Raw genomic sequence first — 15598 nt, 5'->3', positions numbered from 1 at the left:
GACCATCAGACCTTGCTGATGATCAGCGTGCCGTTGGTGCCGCCAAAGCCGAAGCTGTTGGACATCACCGTGGTCAGTTCGCGGTCGGCGCGCTCCAGCAGGATCGGCAGATCGGCGAATTCGGGGTCGAGGTTTTCGATATTGGCGCTCTGGGCGGCAAAATCGTTGTTGAGCATCAGGATCGAATAGATCGCCTCCTGCGCCCCGGCCGCGCCCAGGCTGTGCCCGGTCAAGGACTTGGTCGAGGAGATCAACGGGGCCTTGTCGCCGAACACGTCGCGAACCGCGCCCATCTCCTTGCTGTCGCCCACCGGCGTCGAGGTGCCGTGCGGGTTCAGATAGTCGATGGTCCGGCCGCCGGCCTCGCCCATGGCCAGTTTCATGCAGCGGGCCGCGCCCTCGCCCGACGGCGCGACCATGTCGAACCCATCGGAATTGGCGGCGTAGCCGACGACCTCGCCATAGATCTTGGCCCCGCGCGCCTTGGCGTGCTCGTAGTCTTCCAGCACCACGATCCCGGCGCCGCCGGCGATCACGAAGCCGTCGCGATCCTTGTCATAGGCGCGGCTGGCCACGGCCGGCCGGTCGTTGAAGTTGCTGCTCATGGCGCCCATGGCGTCGAACAGGTTGGACAGGGTCCAGTCCAGCTCCTCGCAGCCGCCGGCGAAGACGATGTCCTGCTTGCCCATCTGGATCTGCTCGGCGCCCGCGCCGATGCAGTGGGCGCTGGTCGCGCAGGCCGAGCTGATCGAATAGTTGATGCCGCGGATCTTGAACCAGGTCGACAGCACGGCCGACGGGCCCGAGCTCATGGCCTTGGGCACCGCGAACGGACCGATGCGCTTGGGGCCCTTTTCCTTGGTCGTGGCGGCGGCCTCGACGATCACCCGGGTGGACGGGCCGCCCGATCCGACGATCAGGCCCGTGCGTTCGTTGGAAATCTCCGACTCTTCAAGGCCGGAATCGGCGATCGCCTGTTCCATGGCGATGTGGGCATAGGCCGTGCCGGGCGCGAGGAAACGCGCCGCGCGGCGATCGACCAGGGCCTCCCAGGAGTCGAGCTTGACCGTGGCGTGAACCTGGCACCGGAAGCCCAGCTCGGCATAGTCCGGGGCGGCGACCACACCCGACTTGGCTTCGCGCAACGAGGCGAGAACCTCGCTGGCGGTGTTGCCGATGGACGAGACGATACCCAGTCCGGTTACGACGACGCGACGCATGATACTTCCTCTTCTCTCCCCATGATCCGAAAGGGGCGGGCTCTGATGCGGCCGCCCTACTGTCGGATCACGACGCCATTTGGTCCGCTGTGAACAGGCCGACCTTGAGATCGTGGGCCTCGTAGATCGCCTTGCCGTCCGCTTCCATCACGCCGTCGGCGATGCCCATGACCAGTTTGCGGATGATCACCCGCTTGAGATCAATCTTGTAGGTCACCTTCTTGACGACCGGCGTGACCTGACCGGTGAACTTCACTTCGCCGACGCCCAGGGCGCGGCCACGGCCCGGCGCGTCCGACCAGCCCAGGAAGAACCCGACCAGCTGCCACATGGCGTCCAGGCCCAGGCAGCCGGGCATGACCGGATCACCGATGAAGTGACAGCCGAAAAACCAAAGGTCGGGATTGATGTCGAATTCGGCTTCGACATAGCCCTTGCCGTACTTGCCGCCGTCTTTTTCGATGCGGACGATGCGATCGAACATCAGCATCGGCGGGACGGGCAGCTGGGCGTTGCCGGGGCCGAACAGTTCGCCCCGACCACAGGCCAGGAGTTCGTCGAAGGTGAAGGAGCTCTGTTGCATGGCCACGCCCTAGCACGAGGGCGGGGCGGGCCTCAATGTTACTTTCAGTAACGCTTGTGAACCTTTGTGCGCCGCGGCCGGGCAGATCGGCCTCTAGGATTTGCACTGAACCTCGGGCGATGCGCCCCAGATCTCGGTTTCGCGCACCCAGCCATGCGCGCCCTCGGCCTTCAGTCGGCACCAGCCTTTTTCGCATTTGTCGAGATTGGCGGTGGATCGGCCACGCAGCCAGGCGTTTATCTTCGCCCCGGGCTTGGGGCTGGCCAGCAGGGCCAGGGGCGTGGGTTGGGTGCGCATGGCGGTGCGATGACCATCGGTGGTGCGCCGGTGCACCCAGGCCAGGCCGCCCTCGGGATCGCAGATGCGCCGCCATTCCCGGGTTTCGGCCACCACCTGCACCGGCAGGCCCTTGGCGCGATAGACCCACAGCAGGCGATGACCCTCATCGGGACCATTGCGCCCATTGACCGTGTCGTACTTCAGCGAGACGTAGCGCGGCACATCAAGGCCCGACGGCGTGATGCGCGGCGGATCGGCGGCGCCGGCGCGGGTCGCCAGGCCGATCCCGGCCAGAACGGCCAGGGCGCCAAGCGAACGATGTTTGGAATTCGACGGCATCTTGCTTGGCCCCACCGGGCCCCTTTGCTACAGGTTTTCAAACGCCCGTCAGAGAGAGCTTTTCAAACCGCCCATGGCAGCCCGCAAGCTCAAGGTCATCGTCACCCGCAAACTCCCCGATCCGGTGGAGACGCGAATGTGCGAGCTATTCGACACCGAACTCAACGTGACCGACAAACCGTTGACGGCGGATGAACTGGCCGACGCCATGAGCCGGTGCGACGTGCTGGTGCCGACGATCACCGACCGCATCGACTCGCGTCTTCTGTCGCGATCCGGCGATCGGCTCAAGCTCATCGCCAATTTTGGGGCCGGCGTCGACAATATCGATGTGGCCACCGCCAATGCGCGCGGCATCATCGTCACCAATACGCCCGGCGTTCTCACCGAGGACACCGCCGACCTGACCATGACCCTGATCATGGCCGCCTCGCGCCGCATCGTCGAAGGCGCCGAAGTGGTCAAGAGCGGCGGTTTCCAGGGCTGGTCGCCGACCTGGATGCTGGGCCGCCGCCTGTGGGGCAAGCGCCTGGGCATTATCGGCATGGGCCGCATCGGCCAGGCCGTGGCCCGCCGCGCCAAGGCGTTCGGCATGCAGGTGCACTATCACAACCGCAAGCCGGTCAGTCCGCGCATCGCCGAGGAACTGGGCTGCACCTACTGGGAAAGCCTGGACCAGATGCTGGCCCGGATGGACTTCATCTCGGTCAACTGTCCGCACACCCCGGCCACCTATCACCTGCTGTCGGCCCGCCGGCTGAAGCTGCTGCGGCCGCACGCCATCCTGGTCAACACCGCCCGTGGCGAGGTGATCGACGAAGGCGCTCTGGCCAACATGCTGGCCCGCGGCGATATCGCCGGCGCCGGCCTGGACGTCTATGAGCACGAGCCGGCGATCAATCCCAAGCTCCTGAAGCTGCCCAATGTCGTGCTGCTGCCCCATATGGGCTCGGCCACGGTCGAGGGCCGCATCGACATGGGCGAGAAGGTCATCGTCAACGTGAAGACCTTCATGGACGGCCACCGCCCGCCGGACCGGGTGATTCCGTCGATGCTGTGAGGCCTTGAACGGCGCTCAACCGGGGCCCGGATAGACCTTCGCCTTGAGCCACGCCTTCAGATCGGCGGCGGAACGATCGGGGATCTGCTCCATCGGCACGTGGCCCACGCCGGGATAGGTGATCAGGGTCGCGTCCGGAAGGGCGTCGGCGAAGCGCTGACCGTCGGCCGCGGGGATCAGCTTGTCCTGCTGGCCAAACATCACCAGCGTCGGAGCGGTGATCCGGGCCAGCAGCGCCGGCGTAGCGTTGCGACGCGGGCCCGTCTGCAGACTGAGCAGGATATCGCGATGCCCGGGCCCCCGGGCCAGTTCGACATAGCGGTCGACCAGTTCGGTCGTCACCAGCTTGGGATCCACATAACCCGCCTGCAGGCCCTGGCGGATCAACGGGCGGGCGTCCGTGTTCTTCAGCAGGGCTCGGCCCACAGGATGCCGCAGGACATTGAAGATCATCACCTGGCTGTCGCCCTGTGAAGGCCAGCCGGCCGCGTCGACCAGAACCAGGCCGTCGATCCGGTCCGGATGATTGACCGCGTAGTTCCAGGCCACAGCCCCGCCCATGGAATTGCCGACCACGGTGAACCGCTCAACACCCAGACGCGTGGCGACCTGATCGATGACCGCCCCATAGCCTTCCCGGCCGCCCACATAGCCCTGATCGGACCGGGTCAGGCCGTGGCCAGGCAGGTCCAGGCTGATGACGCGATAGTCGCTGGACAGCGCGCGAACCCAGGGCTCCCAGGCCTGCAGCGAGGCGGAATAGCCGTGCACCAGCACCAGGGTCGGACCTTCGCGGCGCCCTTCGTCGCGATAGTGGACCCGCAACCCGCCCGGCAGGTCCATGAACCGCGAGGCCGGACTTTCGTACTTGGCCTCCAGAACGTCATAGGGGATGTCCGGGCGTTGCAGGACCAACCATCCCGTCACCGCCAGAACCCCGATCAGGCCCATCGCGATCAACAGACCACGCGCCAGCGTCTTCATGCGCTTCTCCCCGCCCCTTCTTGTTCTTGCGGGAAGAGAAGACCCCGCCTCGCATCGCCGTCAAGCGACGCGAGGCCTGGAGATCAGGCGCGCATCGTGCCGGTGTCCATGAACCGCTGGTGCCAGGACAGGGCCTCGCCCGGCAGGGACGGCGACTGCTGGCCGTAGGAACCGAGCCGCGCCCGACGATAATAGTCCTGTAGCGCCGGCCGGTAGTCCGGATGGGCGCAGTTCTCGATGATCACCTGGGCCCGCTGCTTGGGCGACAGACCGCGCAGATCGGCCAGGCCCTGTTCGGTGACCAGCACCTGGACGTCCTGGGTGATGTGGTCGACATGTGAGGCCTGGGGCACGATCGCCGAGATCTTGCCGCCCTTGGCCGTCGAGGGCGTCATGAAGATCGAGACATAGGCGTTGCGGGCGAAGTCGCCGGACCCGCCGATGCCGTTCTGGATGCGCGAGCCCATCACATGGGTGGAATTGACGTTGCCATAGATGTCGGCCTCGATCAGGCCGTTCATGGCCAGGCAGCCCAGGCGACGGATCAGCTCGGGATGGTTGCTGATCTCCTGCGGCCGCAGGATCATCCGGTCGCGATAACGGCCCATGTCGGCATTAAGCCGGGCGGCGGCTTCGGGGCTCAGCGAGAAGGCCGTGGCCGAGGCCATGCGCAGCTTGCCGCTGTCCAACAGGTCGAGCATGCCGTCCTGAATCACCTCGGTATAGGAGGTCATGTTCTCGAACGGCCCGTCGACCAGGCCCGTCAGCACGGCGTTGGCGATATTGCCCACCCCTGACTGAAGGGGCAGAAGCGACGCCGGCAGCCGCCCCTTGGCGACCTCGTGGGCGAAGAAGTCCAGCAGGTGACCGGCAATGGCCAGGGCCGCGCCGTCGGGGGCCGCGAACGGCAGGTTGCGGTCGGGCGCCTCGGTCTCGACGATGGCGACGATCTTGGCCGGATCGACCCGGAAACAGGCTTCCCCGATCCGGTCGTCGGGCCGGATCAGCGGGATCGGCACGCGGTTGGGTGGCAGGGCGGTGCCGTAATAGATGTCGTGCATGCCCTCCAGCGCCGGATTCTGCCAGCGATTGACCTCAAGGATCACCTGGCTGGCGCGATCCAGCCAGGTCTTGTTGTTGCCCACCGACGAGGACGGAATCAGCGCGCCGTCGGGTCGAATGCCGGACACCTCGACCACCGCCGTGTCCAGCGGACCCAGGAAGCCCTGCCAGGCCATCGGCGCGACCTGGCTCAGATGCATGTCGAAATATTCCATCTCGCCGCGATTGATCTTCTCGCGGGCGATGGGGTCGGAATTATAGGGCAGCCGGAACTCGATGCCGTCGCTGCGCGCCAGGGCGCCGTCCAGCTCGGGGCCTGTCGAGGCGCCGGTCCAGACCCGCAGCTTGAAGGGGTTGCCCGCCGCGTGTTCGGCCTCGATCCGGGCGGCGAGCGCCATGGGCACAGCCTTGGGATAGCCCGAGCCGGTAAAACCGCTCATGCCGACCGTGCTGCCGGGCGCGATCAGCGCGGCGGCGGCTTCGGCGCTGGTCACCCTGGACTTCAGGGCTTCGCACTGGATGGGCTGACGCATCACGTTCACTCCCGCAACGCCGTCCAGGACCGTCCCGGAAGCTCACGCAGCTCCCTTAACGCACGGGCGGCCGCACTTCGCCTCCGTAGTCACCACAATCAGGGCGTCGCCGACCCCGGACCACAGGCGGGGCAGGCGGGATCGGGGCCGATGCGCACGGTGCGGGTCTCGGCCGACAGGGCGTCATAGATCAGCAGCCGGCCGGTCAGCGGATCGCCCGCGCCGGTGATCAGCTTCACGGCCTCCAGCGCCATCATCGATCCGATCACCCCGGCCAGGGCGCCGACCACCCCGACCAGGGCGCAGGTCTCGGCGTCCGGCGGGGTCTCCGGCACCAGGCAGCGATAGCAGGGCTGGCCCCGGAACACCCCGACCTGACCGGTCCAGCGCCCCAGGGCGCCGCTAACCAGGGTCTTGCCGTGCTGAACACAAGCGTCGCTGACCGCGAAGCGGGTGGCGAAATCATCGGCGCCGTCCAGCACCAGGTCATACCGCGAGACCAGGTCTGCGGCATTGTCCGCGTTCAGCCATACCGGATGGGTTTCGACCAAGACGTGAGCGTTGAGGCCGGTCAGGCGCTCGGCGGCGACCTCGACCTTGGCGCGGCCCACATCAGCGCTTTGATACAGCACCTGGCGCTGCAGATTGGACAGCGACACCGTGTCGGGATCGGCCAGCCCCAGGGTTCCGACCCCGGCCGCGGCCAGATAGAGCGCCGCCGGGGCGCCCAGGCCGCCGGCCCCGACCAGCAGCACCCGCGCCGCCTTCAGCTTCTGCTGGCCCGGCCCGCCGATCTCGCGCAGCACCAGATGGCGCGCATAGCGTTCGACCTCGTCCTGCGAAAAGCTCATCGCGCTTGATCTCCGCCGCACGCCTCGCCACATGCGAGGTCATGCAGAACAATAATTCCTTCCCCGCCGCCTCTTTTCCAGACTGGCACGGCACAACCATTCTGGCGGTGCGCAAGAACGGACAGACGGTGATCGCCGGCGACGGCCAAGTCTCCATGGGCCCAACCATCGTCAAGGGCAACGCCAAGAAGGTGCGCCGTCTGGCCGGCGGCAAGGTGGTGGCCGGCTTCGCCGGGGCCACGGCCGACGCCTTCACCCTGATCGAGCGGCTGGAGCTCAAGCTCGAACAGTTTCCCGACCAACTGGCCCGGGCCTGTGTCGAGCTGGCCAAGGACTGGCGCACCGATCGCTATCTGCGCAAGCTGGAAGCCATGCTGCTCGTGGCCGACGCCACCGCCATCTACACCGTCACCGGCGTCGGCGACGTGCTGGAGCCGGGCGAAAGCCCCGGCGGCGGTTCGGTCGCCGCCATCGGCTCGGGCGGAAACTACGCCCTGGCGGCCGGCAAGGCCCTGATCGATCAGAACCTTTCGGCCGAGGCGATCGCCCGCAAGGCGATGGCGATCGCCGCCGAGATCTGCGTCTACACCAACGGCAACCTGACGGTGGAAACGCTTGGAGAGACCCTCTAGATGACCGAGTTCTCGCCCCGCGAAATCGTCTCCGAGCTCGACCGCTTCATCGTCGGCCATACCGACGCCAAGAAGGCCGTCGCCGTGGCCCTGCGCAATCGCTGGCGCCGTCGCCGCGTGCCGGCCGAGCTTCGCGACGAGGTCACGCCCAAGAACATCCTGCTGATCGGCCCCACGGGCGTGGGCAAGACCGAGATCGCCCGCCGCCTGGCCAAGCTGGCCCAGGCCCCGTTCCTGAAGGTCGAGGCCACCAAGTTCACCGAGGTCGGCTATGTCGGCCGCGACGTCGACCAGATCGTCCGCGACCTGGTCGAGAACGCCCTGGGCATGATCCGCGACAAGCGCCGGGCCGGCGTCCGCGCTCGAGCCGAGGCCGCCGCCGAGGAACGCATCCTCGACGCCCTGACCGGCCCCGGCTCCACCGCCGCCCGCGACAGCTTCCGCAAGAAACTTCGCGCCGGCGAGCTGGACGACAAGGAGGTCGAGCTGCAACTGGCCGACACCGGCGGCGGCGGCATGTTCGAGATCCCGGGCCAGCCGGGCGGCTCGGTGCTGAACCTGTCGGAAATGATGAAATCCTTCGGCGGCGGGCGCACCAAGACCCACAAGACCACAGTGGCCGCCGCCCACGCGCCGCTGATCGCCGAGGAAAGCGACAAGCTGCTCGACCAGGAGGCCCTGACCCAGGAAGCCATCGACCTGACCGAGAACCACGGCATCGTCTTCCTCGACGAGATCGACAAGGTGGCCTCGTCCAGCCAGCGCGGCGGGGCTGACGTCTCCAGAGAGGGCGTGCAGCGCGATCTGCTGCCGCTGATCGAGGGCACGACGGTGTCGACCAAATACGGACCGGTGAAGACCGACCACATCCTGTTCATCGCCTCGGGCGCCTTCCACGTCGCCAAGCCGTCGGATCTGTTGCCCGAACTTCAGGGCCGCCTGCCGATCCGGGTGGAGCTGAAAGGTCTGAGCCGCGACGATCTGCGCCGGATCCTGATCGAGCCGGAAGCCAATCTGATCCGCCAGCACCAGGCCCTGCTGCTGACCGAGGGTGTCACCCTGGTGTTCGCCGACGACGCCATCGACGCCCTGGCCGACGCGGCCGTGGCGGTGAACAGCTCGGTCGAGAACATCGGCGCGCGACGGCTGCAGACCATTCTGGAAAAGGTGGTCGAGGAGATCAGCTTCTCGGCGGCGGATCGCTCGGGCGAAACGGTGATCATCGACGCGGCCTATGTCACCGACAAGGTCGGAGCCCTGGCGGCCAATGCCGATCTGAGCCGGTTCATTCTTTAACGGCGGACACTTGCCCCCTACGGGCTGCTGCGCAGCCGTCTTCCCCCGGAGGGCAGGGCTATCGCATATGGATTTGGAGTCGATTTTTTAGGTCGAAGCGGATTCTGAAGGGCGTCTTCTGTTGTGTGGAGACGGCGCGGTGGAGACGTTTTCGAGCTTTTTTTCGGAAGTTGAAGATCCTCGGGCGGGCAATGCCCGGCACGATCTGCTGGAGCTGATGTTCGTGTCGCTGGCGGCGCTGCTGTGCGGAGCCGAGGACTGCACCGACATGGCCTTGTTCGCGCGCGCCAAGCTTGATTGCCTGCGTCAGGTTCTGAAGCTGGAGCATGGTCCGCCCAGCCACGACACCTTCAGTCGGGTGTTCCGCCACCTTGAGCCCGAACCCTTCGAGGCGGCCTTCGCCAAGTTCACGGCCGCCTTCGCCGGGGCTCTGAAGGGCGTGGTGGCCATCGACGGCAAGGCGCTGCGCGGGGCCTATGAGCGCGGGCGCAAGGCCACGCCACTGCATCTGGTCAATGTCTGGGCCGTCGAAGCTCGACTGGTCATCGGCCAGCGCCTGGCGCCGGGCCGTAACGAGGTGCTGGGAGCCCAGCAGGCCCTGGCCCTGTTGGATCTTCAGGGCTGCATCGTCACCGCCGACGCCCTGCATTGCCGCAGGGACACCGCTCAGGCCATCCTCGACGCTGGCGCCGACTATGCCCTGGCGCTGAAGGCCAACCAGCCCAAGCTGCTGGCCCAGGCTCAAGTCCTGACCCAGGCCGCCGACGCCGCTTGCGGCGCCGTCGATGGGCCTGAACGCGCCCACGACCGGCTTGAGGGCCGCACCGCCATCGTCGTTGCGGCGACAGATATGGACTTTCCTGGCCTGGCCGCTGTCGCTCGCGTCGAGACCCGCCGAAAGCCAACTGATCAGCCTCAGGATACCATCGTACGCTGGTTCCTGCTCTCGACTCCACTGTCCCCCCAAAGGGTGCTGCAGGTCGCCCGAGCCCACTGGACCATCGAGAACCAACTCCACTGGGTCCTCGATGTCGCCCTCGATGAAGACGCCTCCCGAAGCCGAAAGGACCATGCCCCCCAGAACCTCGCCCTCCTGCGAAAACTCGCTCTCAACACCCTCAGGCAGCACCCCGACAAGGGCTCCATAAAGGGAAAGATCAAGCGCGCCGGCTGGGACGACACCTTCCTCTTCTCCCTACTCGGCCATATGCGATAGCCCTGCCCCGGAGGGGGAAGAGCGCCGAAGGCGCGGAGGGGGCAAGTCTGACTAGCCCGCCGCCTGAACCGCCTCCATCCCCAGCATCGCGGCCTTGCGGGCCAGGCCCCAGTGATAGCCGGTCAGCCGGCCGTCCTTGGCGATGGCCCGGTGGCAGGGGATCAGCAGCGAGATCGGATTGGCCCCGATGGCCCCGCCGGTGGCCTGATAGGCCCTGGGCTTGCCGGCCCAGTCGGCCACCTGGCCATAGGTGCTGGTCTCGCCCACCGGGATGCGCAGCAGGGCCTTCCAGACCTGGATGTGAAACGGTGAACCGATCAACACGATCGGCAAGGGCCCCTGCCCGTCCGCAAAGGCGTGGACAGCGGTACGGCCGGCGGCCTCATCGTCGCGAACCCAGTCGGCGGCCGGGAAACGGCGATGCATGTCGTCATAGGTCGCCTCATCGTCGCCGTCGGAAAAGGCCAGGCCCGCCAGACCGCGCTCGGCCATCACGAACAGACCCTTGCCGAACGGCGTCGGCGCCCAGCCATACCGCAGGGTCATACCGGCCCCGCGACGACGCACCTCGCCGGGTGTGGCCGCTTCCTGGGCGATGAACAGGTCGTGCAGGCGCGAGGGCCCCGAGAGCCCTGCGTCATAGGCCGCGTCCAGCACGCTGGCTCCGGCCTCCAGCGACCGCCGGGCCTCGGCATGGGCGATGGCCGAGACAAAGGTCTTGGGGCTGACCCCCGCCCAGCGCGTGAACACCCGCTGGAAGTGGAACGGCGACAGGCCCACCGCTTCGGCGGCCTCGTCCAGAGACGGACGGTCCTGCCAGCGCTCGGCCAGCCAGTCGAGAGCGACGGCCATGCGGTGATAATCGGCCGATCGCTCGGCCAGCTGGGCGAAGGTTTGCGAGGGGGACATGTCGAGAGCCATGATCAGACCCTAAACCCGCCCCGAAAACCTGTCCGCCCGGTTCTTGCTCACCCGTAGCGCTCGGCGCGGGCGTTGCGGATGGCCTGCCGCAGGGCGTCGGCGAACTCCACGCGCTCGGGCGGGCTCAGCGCCCGGGCCAGGGTCAGGCGACGGCGATGGATGCGCAGCCGCACCCGGGCCTCGTGCTCGCCGGGCTGATCGATGTCGACCCCGGTGAAGGCGGTGGGCGAGGTCCAGACCACGCGCGCGCCCTTCTCGTCCTCGCGGCTGACGGTGACGGCCTCGGCGGTGACCCGAACCCGTTCGCGGCGCTCCGCCGCCCGGAAACTGGCGCGCAGGGCCAGCCACAGGGCCAGGACGTCCAGCCCCAGAAACGGCAGCACCGGCGGCGCGCCCAGCACCAGCAGAAAGACGGCGATCACGAGGTTGAAGGCGATCACCACGCCCAGCAGCACATGCAGGCCCGTCCGGCTCAGCGACCGGTTGGGCGAGATCACGGCGTCCATATACAGCATCGCGGCCATGCTTAAGGATTTAGGCCCGCGACGCCGCCTTGGCGAGGGGCCCGCATCACGGCATGGTCCGGCCAATGGCCCTGCTCAAGACACCCGCGAAAAAACGTCCCGCCGCCAAGCGGATCTCGCCCGCCGAGCGTGAGCGGGTCGCGGTGCTGTTCGATCGCTTCGAGAGCCTGGAGCTGCGCCCCAAGACCGAGCTGAACTACAACAACGCCTATGAACTGGTCACCGCCGTCGCCCTGTCGGCCCAGGCCACCGACGTGCAGGTCAACAAGGCCACCGGCCCGCTGTTCCGGGTCGCCGACAGTCCGGAAAAAATGCTGGCGCTCGGCGAGGCGGGACTGATCGGCTACATCGCCTCGATCGGCCTTTTCCGCACCAAGGCCAGGAACGTCATCGCCTCGGCCCATATCCTGGTCGAGCGCCACGGCGGCCAGGTGCCGCTGAACCGCGCCGATCTGGAAAGCCTGCCCGGCGTGGGCCGCAAGACCGCCAGCGTGGTGCTCAACGAACTGGATGTCGAGCCGGCCATCGCCGTCGACACCCATGTGTTCCGGGTCGCCCACCGGCTGAAACTATCCGCCGGCAAGACGCCCGATGCGGTCGAGCAGGACCTGATGCGGATCGTGCCCGGGCCCTATCAGACCCGGGCCCATCACTGGCTGATCCTGCACGGCCGCTATGTGTGCGTGGCCCGCAAACCCAAGTGCGAGCTCTGCAAGATCGCCGACCTGTGCCCGTCGCGGGAATTGTTCCTGGGCGCCTAGCCGCGCGCCGGGATGTTCAGGCCCCGCTGGACGGCCGGGCGGGCCAGGCAGCGCTCCAGCCAGGCCGGGACATGCTTGAGGCTGGCATAGTCGACCAGGTCGCCCGCGTCGTAGAAGCCGATCAGATTGCGCACCATGCCCAGCAGCGCGATGTCGGCGATGGTGTACTCGGCGCCCATGATGAAGGCGCGGCCGTCCAGGCGATCCTCCAGAACACCCAGCAGGCGCTTGCTCTCGGCCACGTAGCGGTCGCGGGGACGCTTGTCCTCATAGTCCTTGCCGGCGAACTTGTGGAAGAAACCCAGCTGACCAAAGATCGGCCCGACGCCGCCGACCTGGAAAAACACCCACTGGATCGTCTCGTAACGCAGCGCGGGGTCGGCCGGCAGCAGCTTGCCGGTCTTTTCAGCGAGATAGAGCAGGATCGCGCCGGATTCGAACAGGGCCAGCGGTTTGCCGTCCGGGCCATCCGGATCAAGGATCGCCGGGATCTTGCCGTTCGGATTCAGAGACAGGTATTCCGGCGTCCAGGTCTCGTTGGCGCCGATATCGATCAGGTGCGGCTCATAGGCCAGACCGATCTCTTCCAGCATGATCGACACCTTCACGCCGTTGGGCGTGGTCAGCGAATAGAGCTGCAGGCGGTCGGGGTGCTGGGCCGGCCACCGCTGGGTGATCGGGAAGGCGGACAGATCGGACATCGAGCGCTCCTGCTGCTGCAACCTAGATAGGCTCCAACAGCGGTTCCGCTAGAGCCGGGCCTTCACCGCCGCCGCGAAAGCTGCGCCGTGATCATGGGCGTGCTCCAGGAACAGATCAGGCTCGATCAGTTCCAGCTCCATCAGCTGCGGGGTGTGGTCCAGGCCCCGGATCAGGTCGATGCGGGCATAGGTCAGGGACAGGTCGGCCGCTTCCAGCACCATCTGCGCCGCGCGCAGGGCTTCCGGCTCGGGCGCGACGCCCATGACCCGTCCGCCGAACTGGGGCTGGACGCGGAAATCGCCGGCGGTCGCCGCCTTGGACACCGCGTGGCTGAAGACGCCGTCGAAATAGAACAGGGACAGCTCGCCCTCCTCCCCCACCGCCGGCAGGAAAGGCTGGATCAGGGCCGCCCCGGGCGGGCCGCCGTCCAGGGTTTCGTGCCGTTTGAACCGCACGGTGTCCTGCGAGCCGCCCGAGATCTGCGGCTTGACCACCAACTCGTCGACCCCGAAGGCGTCGAACGCCTCGGCCAGGGCTTCCGGCGTCAGGCGCTCATGCGCGTGGGTGGGGACCACGGGCGCGCCCTTGCCCTCCAGTTCAACGAGATAGGTCTTGGTGGTGTTCCAGCGCAGGATCGGGACAGGATTGATCACCGGCGCGCCGGCCGCCTCCAGGGCGTCCAGCTGGGCGAACCAGTCGGCCTGCCGGAGGTGATAGCCCCAGGCGATCGACGGCAGGATCAGGCGCTGCGCCTCGGGATCGATAGCCTCCGTCCACGGTTGGGCCGTCACGGTCAGGCCGTAGGCGCGAAGCGGGGCGGCCAGGCGCTCGAACAGCGGTCCCCAGCCCGTGGCGAAGCGCGGCTCGTCGGGGGCCGGCGCCAGGATCAGGATATCAGCGGTCGTCGAGCTCATGGCTTTGCGGTTAGAATGTCGCAGCCGGCGGGGCAAGCCTTGCGTTGCCTTGACCGCACGGTTCCTTTACTTGCCGCCCCCTAAACGCTTTCCACACTCCGTGCTTTCAAAGGCTTGCCGATCTCCATGACCGCTCTGTACGACGTCGCCGCCATCGGAAACGCCATCGTCGACGTTATCGCCCAGTGCGACGACGCCTTCCTTGAGCGCGAAGGTCTGGTGAAGGGCTCGATGGCCCTGATCGATCCGGCGCGCGCGTCTAGCCTGTATGATGTGATGGCGGCGGCCCTCGAGGCGTCGGGCGGCTCGGCCGCCAACACCGTGGCCGGCGTCGCCAGCTTCGGCGGTCGCGGCGCCTTCATCGGCAAGGTCGCCGACGACCAGTTGGGCAACGTCTTCCGCCACGACATGAAGGCCATTGGCTGCGCCTTCACCACCCCGTCCCTGGCCGAAGGCCCGGCCACGGCCCAGAGCCTGATCAATGTCACGCCGGACGCCCAGCGCACGATGAGCACCTATCTGGGCGCCTGCGTCGAGCTGACCAGCGCCGATGTCGATCCGGCGATCATCGAGGCGGCGCGCTATTCCTATCTGGAAGGCTATCTGTTCGATCCCCCCGAAGCCCGCCGCGCCTTCGCCAAGGCCGCCGGCCTGGCCCACGGCGCCGGTCGCCAGATCGCCATCACCCTGTCGGACAGTTTCGTGGTCGAGCGTCACCGCGCCGGCTTGCTGGGCTTTATCGAAACCCAGTGCGACATCGTCTTCGCCAACGCCGCCGAAGTCTGCGCCCTGTTCGAAACCACCGATTTCGACGCCGCCGTGAAGGCCCTGTCGGAAAAGGTCACCATCGGCGCCGTCACCCGCAGCGAACACGGCTCGGTCGTGGTCGCCGGCGGGCAGGTTCACGACATCTCGGCCTGTCCCGTGGAAAAAGTCGTGGACACCACCGGCGCAGGCGACCAATACGCGGCGGGTTTCCTCTTTGGCCTGTCCCAGGGCCGCTCGCTGCCGGTCTGCGGTCAGCTGGGCTCCCTGGCGGCCGCCGAGGTGATCGCTCACTATGGTCCGCGTCCGCAGGTCAGCCTGCGGGACCTCGCGGCCCAAAACGGACTCTAAGGAACACCATGGCCCGCACCGCTGAAGTGGTCCGCGAGACGAAGGAGACCCAGATCCGGGTCTGGATCGATCTCGACGGGACCGGCGCCTCGACGATCTCCACCGGCATTGGTTTCTACGACCATATGCTGGAGAGCTTCGCGCGCCACGGCGGCTTTGACCTGAAGGTCGAGACCAAGGGCGACCTGCATATCGACATGCACCACACGGTCGAGGACACCGGCATCGTGCTGGGCCAGGCGATCCACAAGGCGCTGGACGGCTTCAAGGGTATCCGGCGCTTTGGCGCGGCCTATATCCCGATGGACGAGACCCTGACGCGCTGCGCCATCGATCTTTCCAACCGGCCCTATCTGATCTGGAAGGTCGATTTCAAGCGACCCAAGGTCGGCGAGATGGACACCGAGCTCTTCAAGGAATTCCACCACGCGTTCGCGATGAACTGCGGGGCGTGCGTGCACCTGGAAACCCTCTACGGCGACAACACCCACCACGTCGCCGAAAGCGGGTTCAAGGCCCTGGCCCGGGCGCTGCGTGAGGCGGTCGAGATCGACCCCAAGACCGGCGGCCATGCCCCCTCCACCAAGGGCGTGCTGTAGGAAGCT

17 protein-coding genes are annotated in these 15598 nt (G+C 67.1%); 7 read left to right on the top strand and 10 right to left on the bottom strand.

All coding sequences use genetic code 11. The annotated features are described in order from the left end of the window. Positions 1 to 5: 5 nt before the first annotated feature. The 3 genes from fabB to ACW18B_RS03490 form a co-directional block, all read right to left on the bottom strand. The gene (gene fabB / locus ACW18B_RS03500) at positions 6 to 1220 is read right to left on the bottom strand and encodes a beta-ketoacyl-ACP synthase I (RefSeq protein WP_492049592.1); all 1215 of its coding nucleotides are present in this window, start codon (positions 1218 to 1220) and stop codon (positions 6 to 8) included. Between the two features lie 67 nt (positions 1221 to 1287). Next, entirely contained in the window at positions 1288 to 1803 is a 516-nt protein-coding gene (gene fabA / locus ACW18B_RS03495) for a 3-hydroxyacyl-[acyl-carrier-protein] dehydratase FabA (protein WP_492049590.1), read from the bottom strand. 93 nt (positions 1804 to 1896) lie between these two features. Further along, positions 1897 to 2421: an SH3 domain-containing protein gene (locus tag ACW18B_RS03490; RefSeq protein WP_492049588.1), complete on the bottom strand. Its 525-nt coding sequence runs from the start codon at positions 2419 to 2421 to the stop codon at positions 1897 to 1899. Between the two features lie 73 nt (positions 2422 to 2494). On the opposite strand from ACW18B_RS03490, the gene ACW18B_RS03485 reads away from it, so the two are divergent. Further along, the gene (locus ACW18B_RS03485) at positions 2495 to 3481 is read left to right on the top strand and encodes a 2-hydroxyacid dehydrogenase (RefSeq protein WP_492049586.1); all 987 of its coding nucleotides are present in this window, start codon (positions 2495 to 2497) and stop codon (positions 3479 to 3481) included. 15 nt (positions 3482 to 3496) lie between these two features. Here ACW18B_RS03485 and ACW18B_RS03480 read toward each other — a convergent pair whose 3' ends face one another. From ACW18B_RS03480 to ACW18B_RS03470, 3 genes are all read right to left on the bottom strand, one after another. Then, positions 3497 to 4465, bottom strand: coding sequence for an alpha/beta fold hydrolase (locus ACW18B_RS03480; protein ID WP_492049584.1), 969 nt, complete (start codon positions 4463 to 4465; stop codon positions 3497 to 3499). 83 nt (positions 4466 to 4548) lie between these two features. Beyond that, on the bottom strand, positions 4549 to 6060 hold the full coding sequence (gene scpC, locus ACW18B_RS03475) for a succinyl-CoA:acetate CoA-transferase ScpC (RefSeq protein WP_492049582.1): 1512 nt from the start codon (positions 6058 to 6060) through the stop codon (positions 4549 to 4551). Between the two features lie 98 nt (positions 6061 to 6158). After that, positions 6159 to 6911 carry a HesA/MoeB/ThiF family protein gene (locus ACW18B_RS03470; protein WP_492049581.1) on the bottom strand — a complete coding sequence of 251 codons (753 nt, stop codon included), beginning with the start codon at positions 6909 to 6911 and terminating at the stop codon, positions 6159 to 6161. Between the two features lie 41 nt (positions 6912 to 6952). On the opposite strand from ACW18B_RS03470, the gene hslV reads away from it, so the two are divergent. The 3 genes from hslV (at position 6953) to ACW18B_RS03455 (ending at position 10055) form a co-directional block, all read left to right on the top strand. Next, on the top strand, positions 6953 to 7543 hold the full coding sequence (gene hslV / locus ACW18B_RS03465) for an ATP-dependent protease subunit HslV (RefSeq protein ID WP_492049579.1): 591 nt from the start codon (positions 6953 to 6955) through the stop codon (positions 7541 to 7543). Then, entirely contained in the window at positions 7544 to 8839 is a 1296-nt protein-coding gene (gene hslU / locus ACW18B_RS03460; RefSeq protein ID WP_492049577.1) for an ATP-dependent protease ATPase subunit HslU, read from the top strand. A 139-nt stretch (positions 8840 to 8978) separates the two neighbouring features. Beyond that, positions 8979 to 10055 (top strand): ISAs1 family transposase, encoded by a 1077-nt coding sequence (locus ACW18B_RS03455; RefSeq protein WP_492047290.1) that lies wholly within the window; start codon positions 8979 to 8981, stop codon positions 10053 to 10055. Between the two features lie 51 nt (positions 10056 to 10106). Here ACW18B_RS03455 and ACW18B_RS03450 read toward each other — a convergent pair whose 3' ends face one another. Together ACW18B_RS03450 and ACW18B_RS03445 are read right to left on the bottom strand one after the other, a co-directional pair. Further along, the gene (locus tag ACW18B_RS03450) at positions 10107 to 10976 is read right to left on the bottom strand and encodes a methylated-DNA--[protein]-cysteine S-methyltransferase (RefSeq protein WP_492049575.1); all 870 of its coding nucleotides are present in this window, start codon (positions 10974 to 10976) and stop codon (positions 10107 to 10109) included. A gap of 47 nt (positions 10977 to 11023) precedes the next feature. After that, positions 11024 to 11500 carry a DUF2244 domain-containing protein gene (locus ACW18B_RS03445; protein ID WP_492049573.1) on the bottom strand — a complete coding sequence of 159 codons (477 nt, stop codon included), beginning with the start codon at positions 11498 to 11500 and terminating at the stop codon, positions 11024 to 11026. A 53-nt stretch (positions 11501 to 11553) separates the two neighbouring features. Between ACW18B_RS03445 and nth the strand changes: the two genes are divergently transcribed. Then, on the top strand, positions 11554 to 12261 hold the full coding sequence (gene nth / locus ACW18B_RS03440) for an endonuclease III (protein WP_492049571.1): 708 nt from the start codon (positions 11554 to 11556) through the stop codon (positions 12259 to 12261). On the opposite strand, the gene ACW18B_RS03435 is transcribed toward nth, so the two are convergent. Together ACW18B_RS03435 and ACW18B_RS03430 are read right to left on the bottom strand one after the other, a co-directional pair. Next, positions 12258 to 12962, bottom strand: coding sequence for a glutathione S-transferase N-terminal domain-containing protein (locus ACW18B_RS03435; protein WP_492049569.1), 705 nt, complete (start codon positions 12960 to 12962; stop codon positions 12258 to 12260). The two genes, nth and ACW18B_RS03435, sit on opposite strands and share 4 nt — an antisense overlap. 48 nt (positions 12963 to 13010) lie before the next feature. Beyond that, positions 13011 to 13877: an ATP-grasp domain-containing protein gene (locus tag ACW18B_RS03430; RefSeq protein WP_492049567.1), complete on the bottom strand. Its 867-nt coding sequence runs from the start codon at positions 13875 to 13877 to the stop codon at positions 13011 to 13013. A 126-nt stretch (positions 13878 to 14003) separates the two neighbouring features. Here ACW18B_RS03430 and ACW18B_RS03425 point away from each other — a divergent pair, with 126 nt between their 5' ends. Continuing rightward, complete coding sequence (locus ACW18B_RS03425) at positions 14004 to 14993, top strand: adenosine kinase (protein WP_492049565.1); 990 nt, start codon at positions 14004 to 14006, stop codon at positions 14991 to 14993. Between the two features lie 8 nt (positions 14994 to 15001). After that, on the top strand, positions 15002 to 15592 hold the full coding sequence (hisB, locus tag ACW18B_RS03420; protein WP_492049564.1) for an imidazoleglycerol-phosphate dehydratase HisB: 591 nt from the start codon (positions 15002 to 15004) through the stop codon (positions 15590 to 15592). Positions 15593 to 15598 lie beyond the last annotated feature (6 nt).

The organism is Caulobacter sp. FV2ps19, assembly GCF_058681035.1.
The sequence above is the reverse complement of the archived record's forward strand: the minus strand, read 5'-3'. Positions and strand labels throughout refer to the sequence as shown.

Coding starts and splice junctions, on each gene's coding strand:
- fabA (WP_492049590.1), bottom strand. CDS start 1,803: ATGCAACAGAGCTCCTTCACCTTCGACGAACTCCTGGCCTGTGGTCGG.
- ACW18B_RS03425 (WP_492049565.1), top strand. CDS start 14,004: ATGACCGCTCTGTACGACGTCGCCGCCATCGGAAACGCCATCGTCGAC.
- ACW18B_RS03485 (WP_492049586.1), top strand. CDS start 2,495: ATGGCAGCCCGCAAGCTCAAGGTCATCGTCACCCGCAAACTCCCCGAT.
- fabB (WP_492049592.1), bottom strand. CDS start 1,220: ATGCGTCGCGTCGTCGTAACCGGACTGGGTATCGTCTCGTCCATCGGC.
- ACW18B_RS03470 (WP_492049581.1), bottom strand. CDS start 6,911: ATGAGCTTTTCGCAGGACGAGGTCGAACGCTATGCGCGCCATCTGGTG.
- ACW18B_RS03450 (WP_492049575.1), bottom strand. CDS start 10,976: ATGGCTCTCGACATGTCCCCCTCGCAAACCTTCGCCCAGCTGGCCGAG.
- nth (WP_492049571.1), top strand. CDS start 11,554: ATGGTCCGGCCAATGGCCCTGCTCAAGACACCCGCGAAAAAACGTCCC.
- ACW18B_RS03490 (WP_492049588.1), bottom strand. CDS start 2,421: ATGCCGTCGAATTCCAAACATCGTTCGCTTGGCGCCCTGGCCGTTCTG.
- scpC (WP_492049582.1), bottom strand. CDS start 6,060: ATGCGTCAGCCCATCCAGTGCGAAGCCCTGAAGTCCAGGGTGACCAGC.
- ACW18B_RS03435 (WP_492049569.1), bottom strand. CDS start 12,962: ATGTCCGATCTGTCCGCCTTCCCGATCACCCAGCGGTGGCCGGCCCAG.
- hslU (WP_492049577.1), top strand. CDS start 7,544: ATGACCGAGTTCTCGCCCCGCGAAATCGTCTCCGAGCTCGACCGCTTC.
- hisB (WP_492049564.1), top strand. CDS start 15,002: ATGGCCCGCACCGCTGAAGTGGTCCGCGAGACGAAGGAGACCCAGATC.
- hslV (WP_492049579.1), top strand. CDS start 6,953: ATGCAGAACAATAATTCCTTCCCCGCCGCCTCTTTTCCAGACTGGCAC.
- ACW18B_RS03445 (WP_492049573.1), bottom strand. CDS start 11,500: ATGGCCGCGATGCTGTATATGGACGCCGTGATCTCGCCCAACCGGTCG.
- ACW18B_RS03430 (WP_492049567.1), bottom strand. CDS start 13,877: ATGAGCTCGACGACCGCTGATATCCTGATCCTGGCGCCGGCCCCCGAC.
- ACW18B_RS03480 (WP_492049584.1), bottom strand. CDS start 4,465: ATGAAGACGCTGGCGCGTGGTCTGTTGATCGCGATGGGCCTGATCGGG.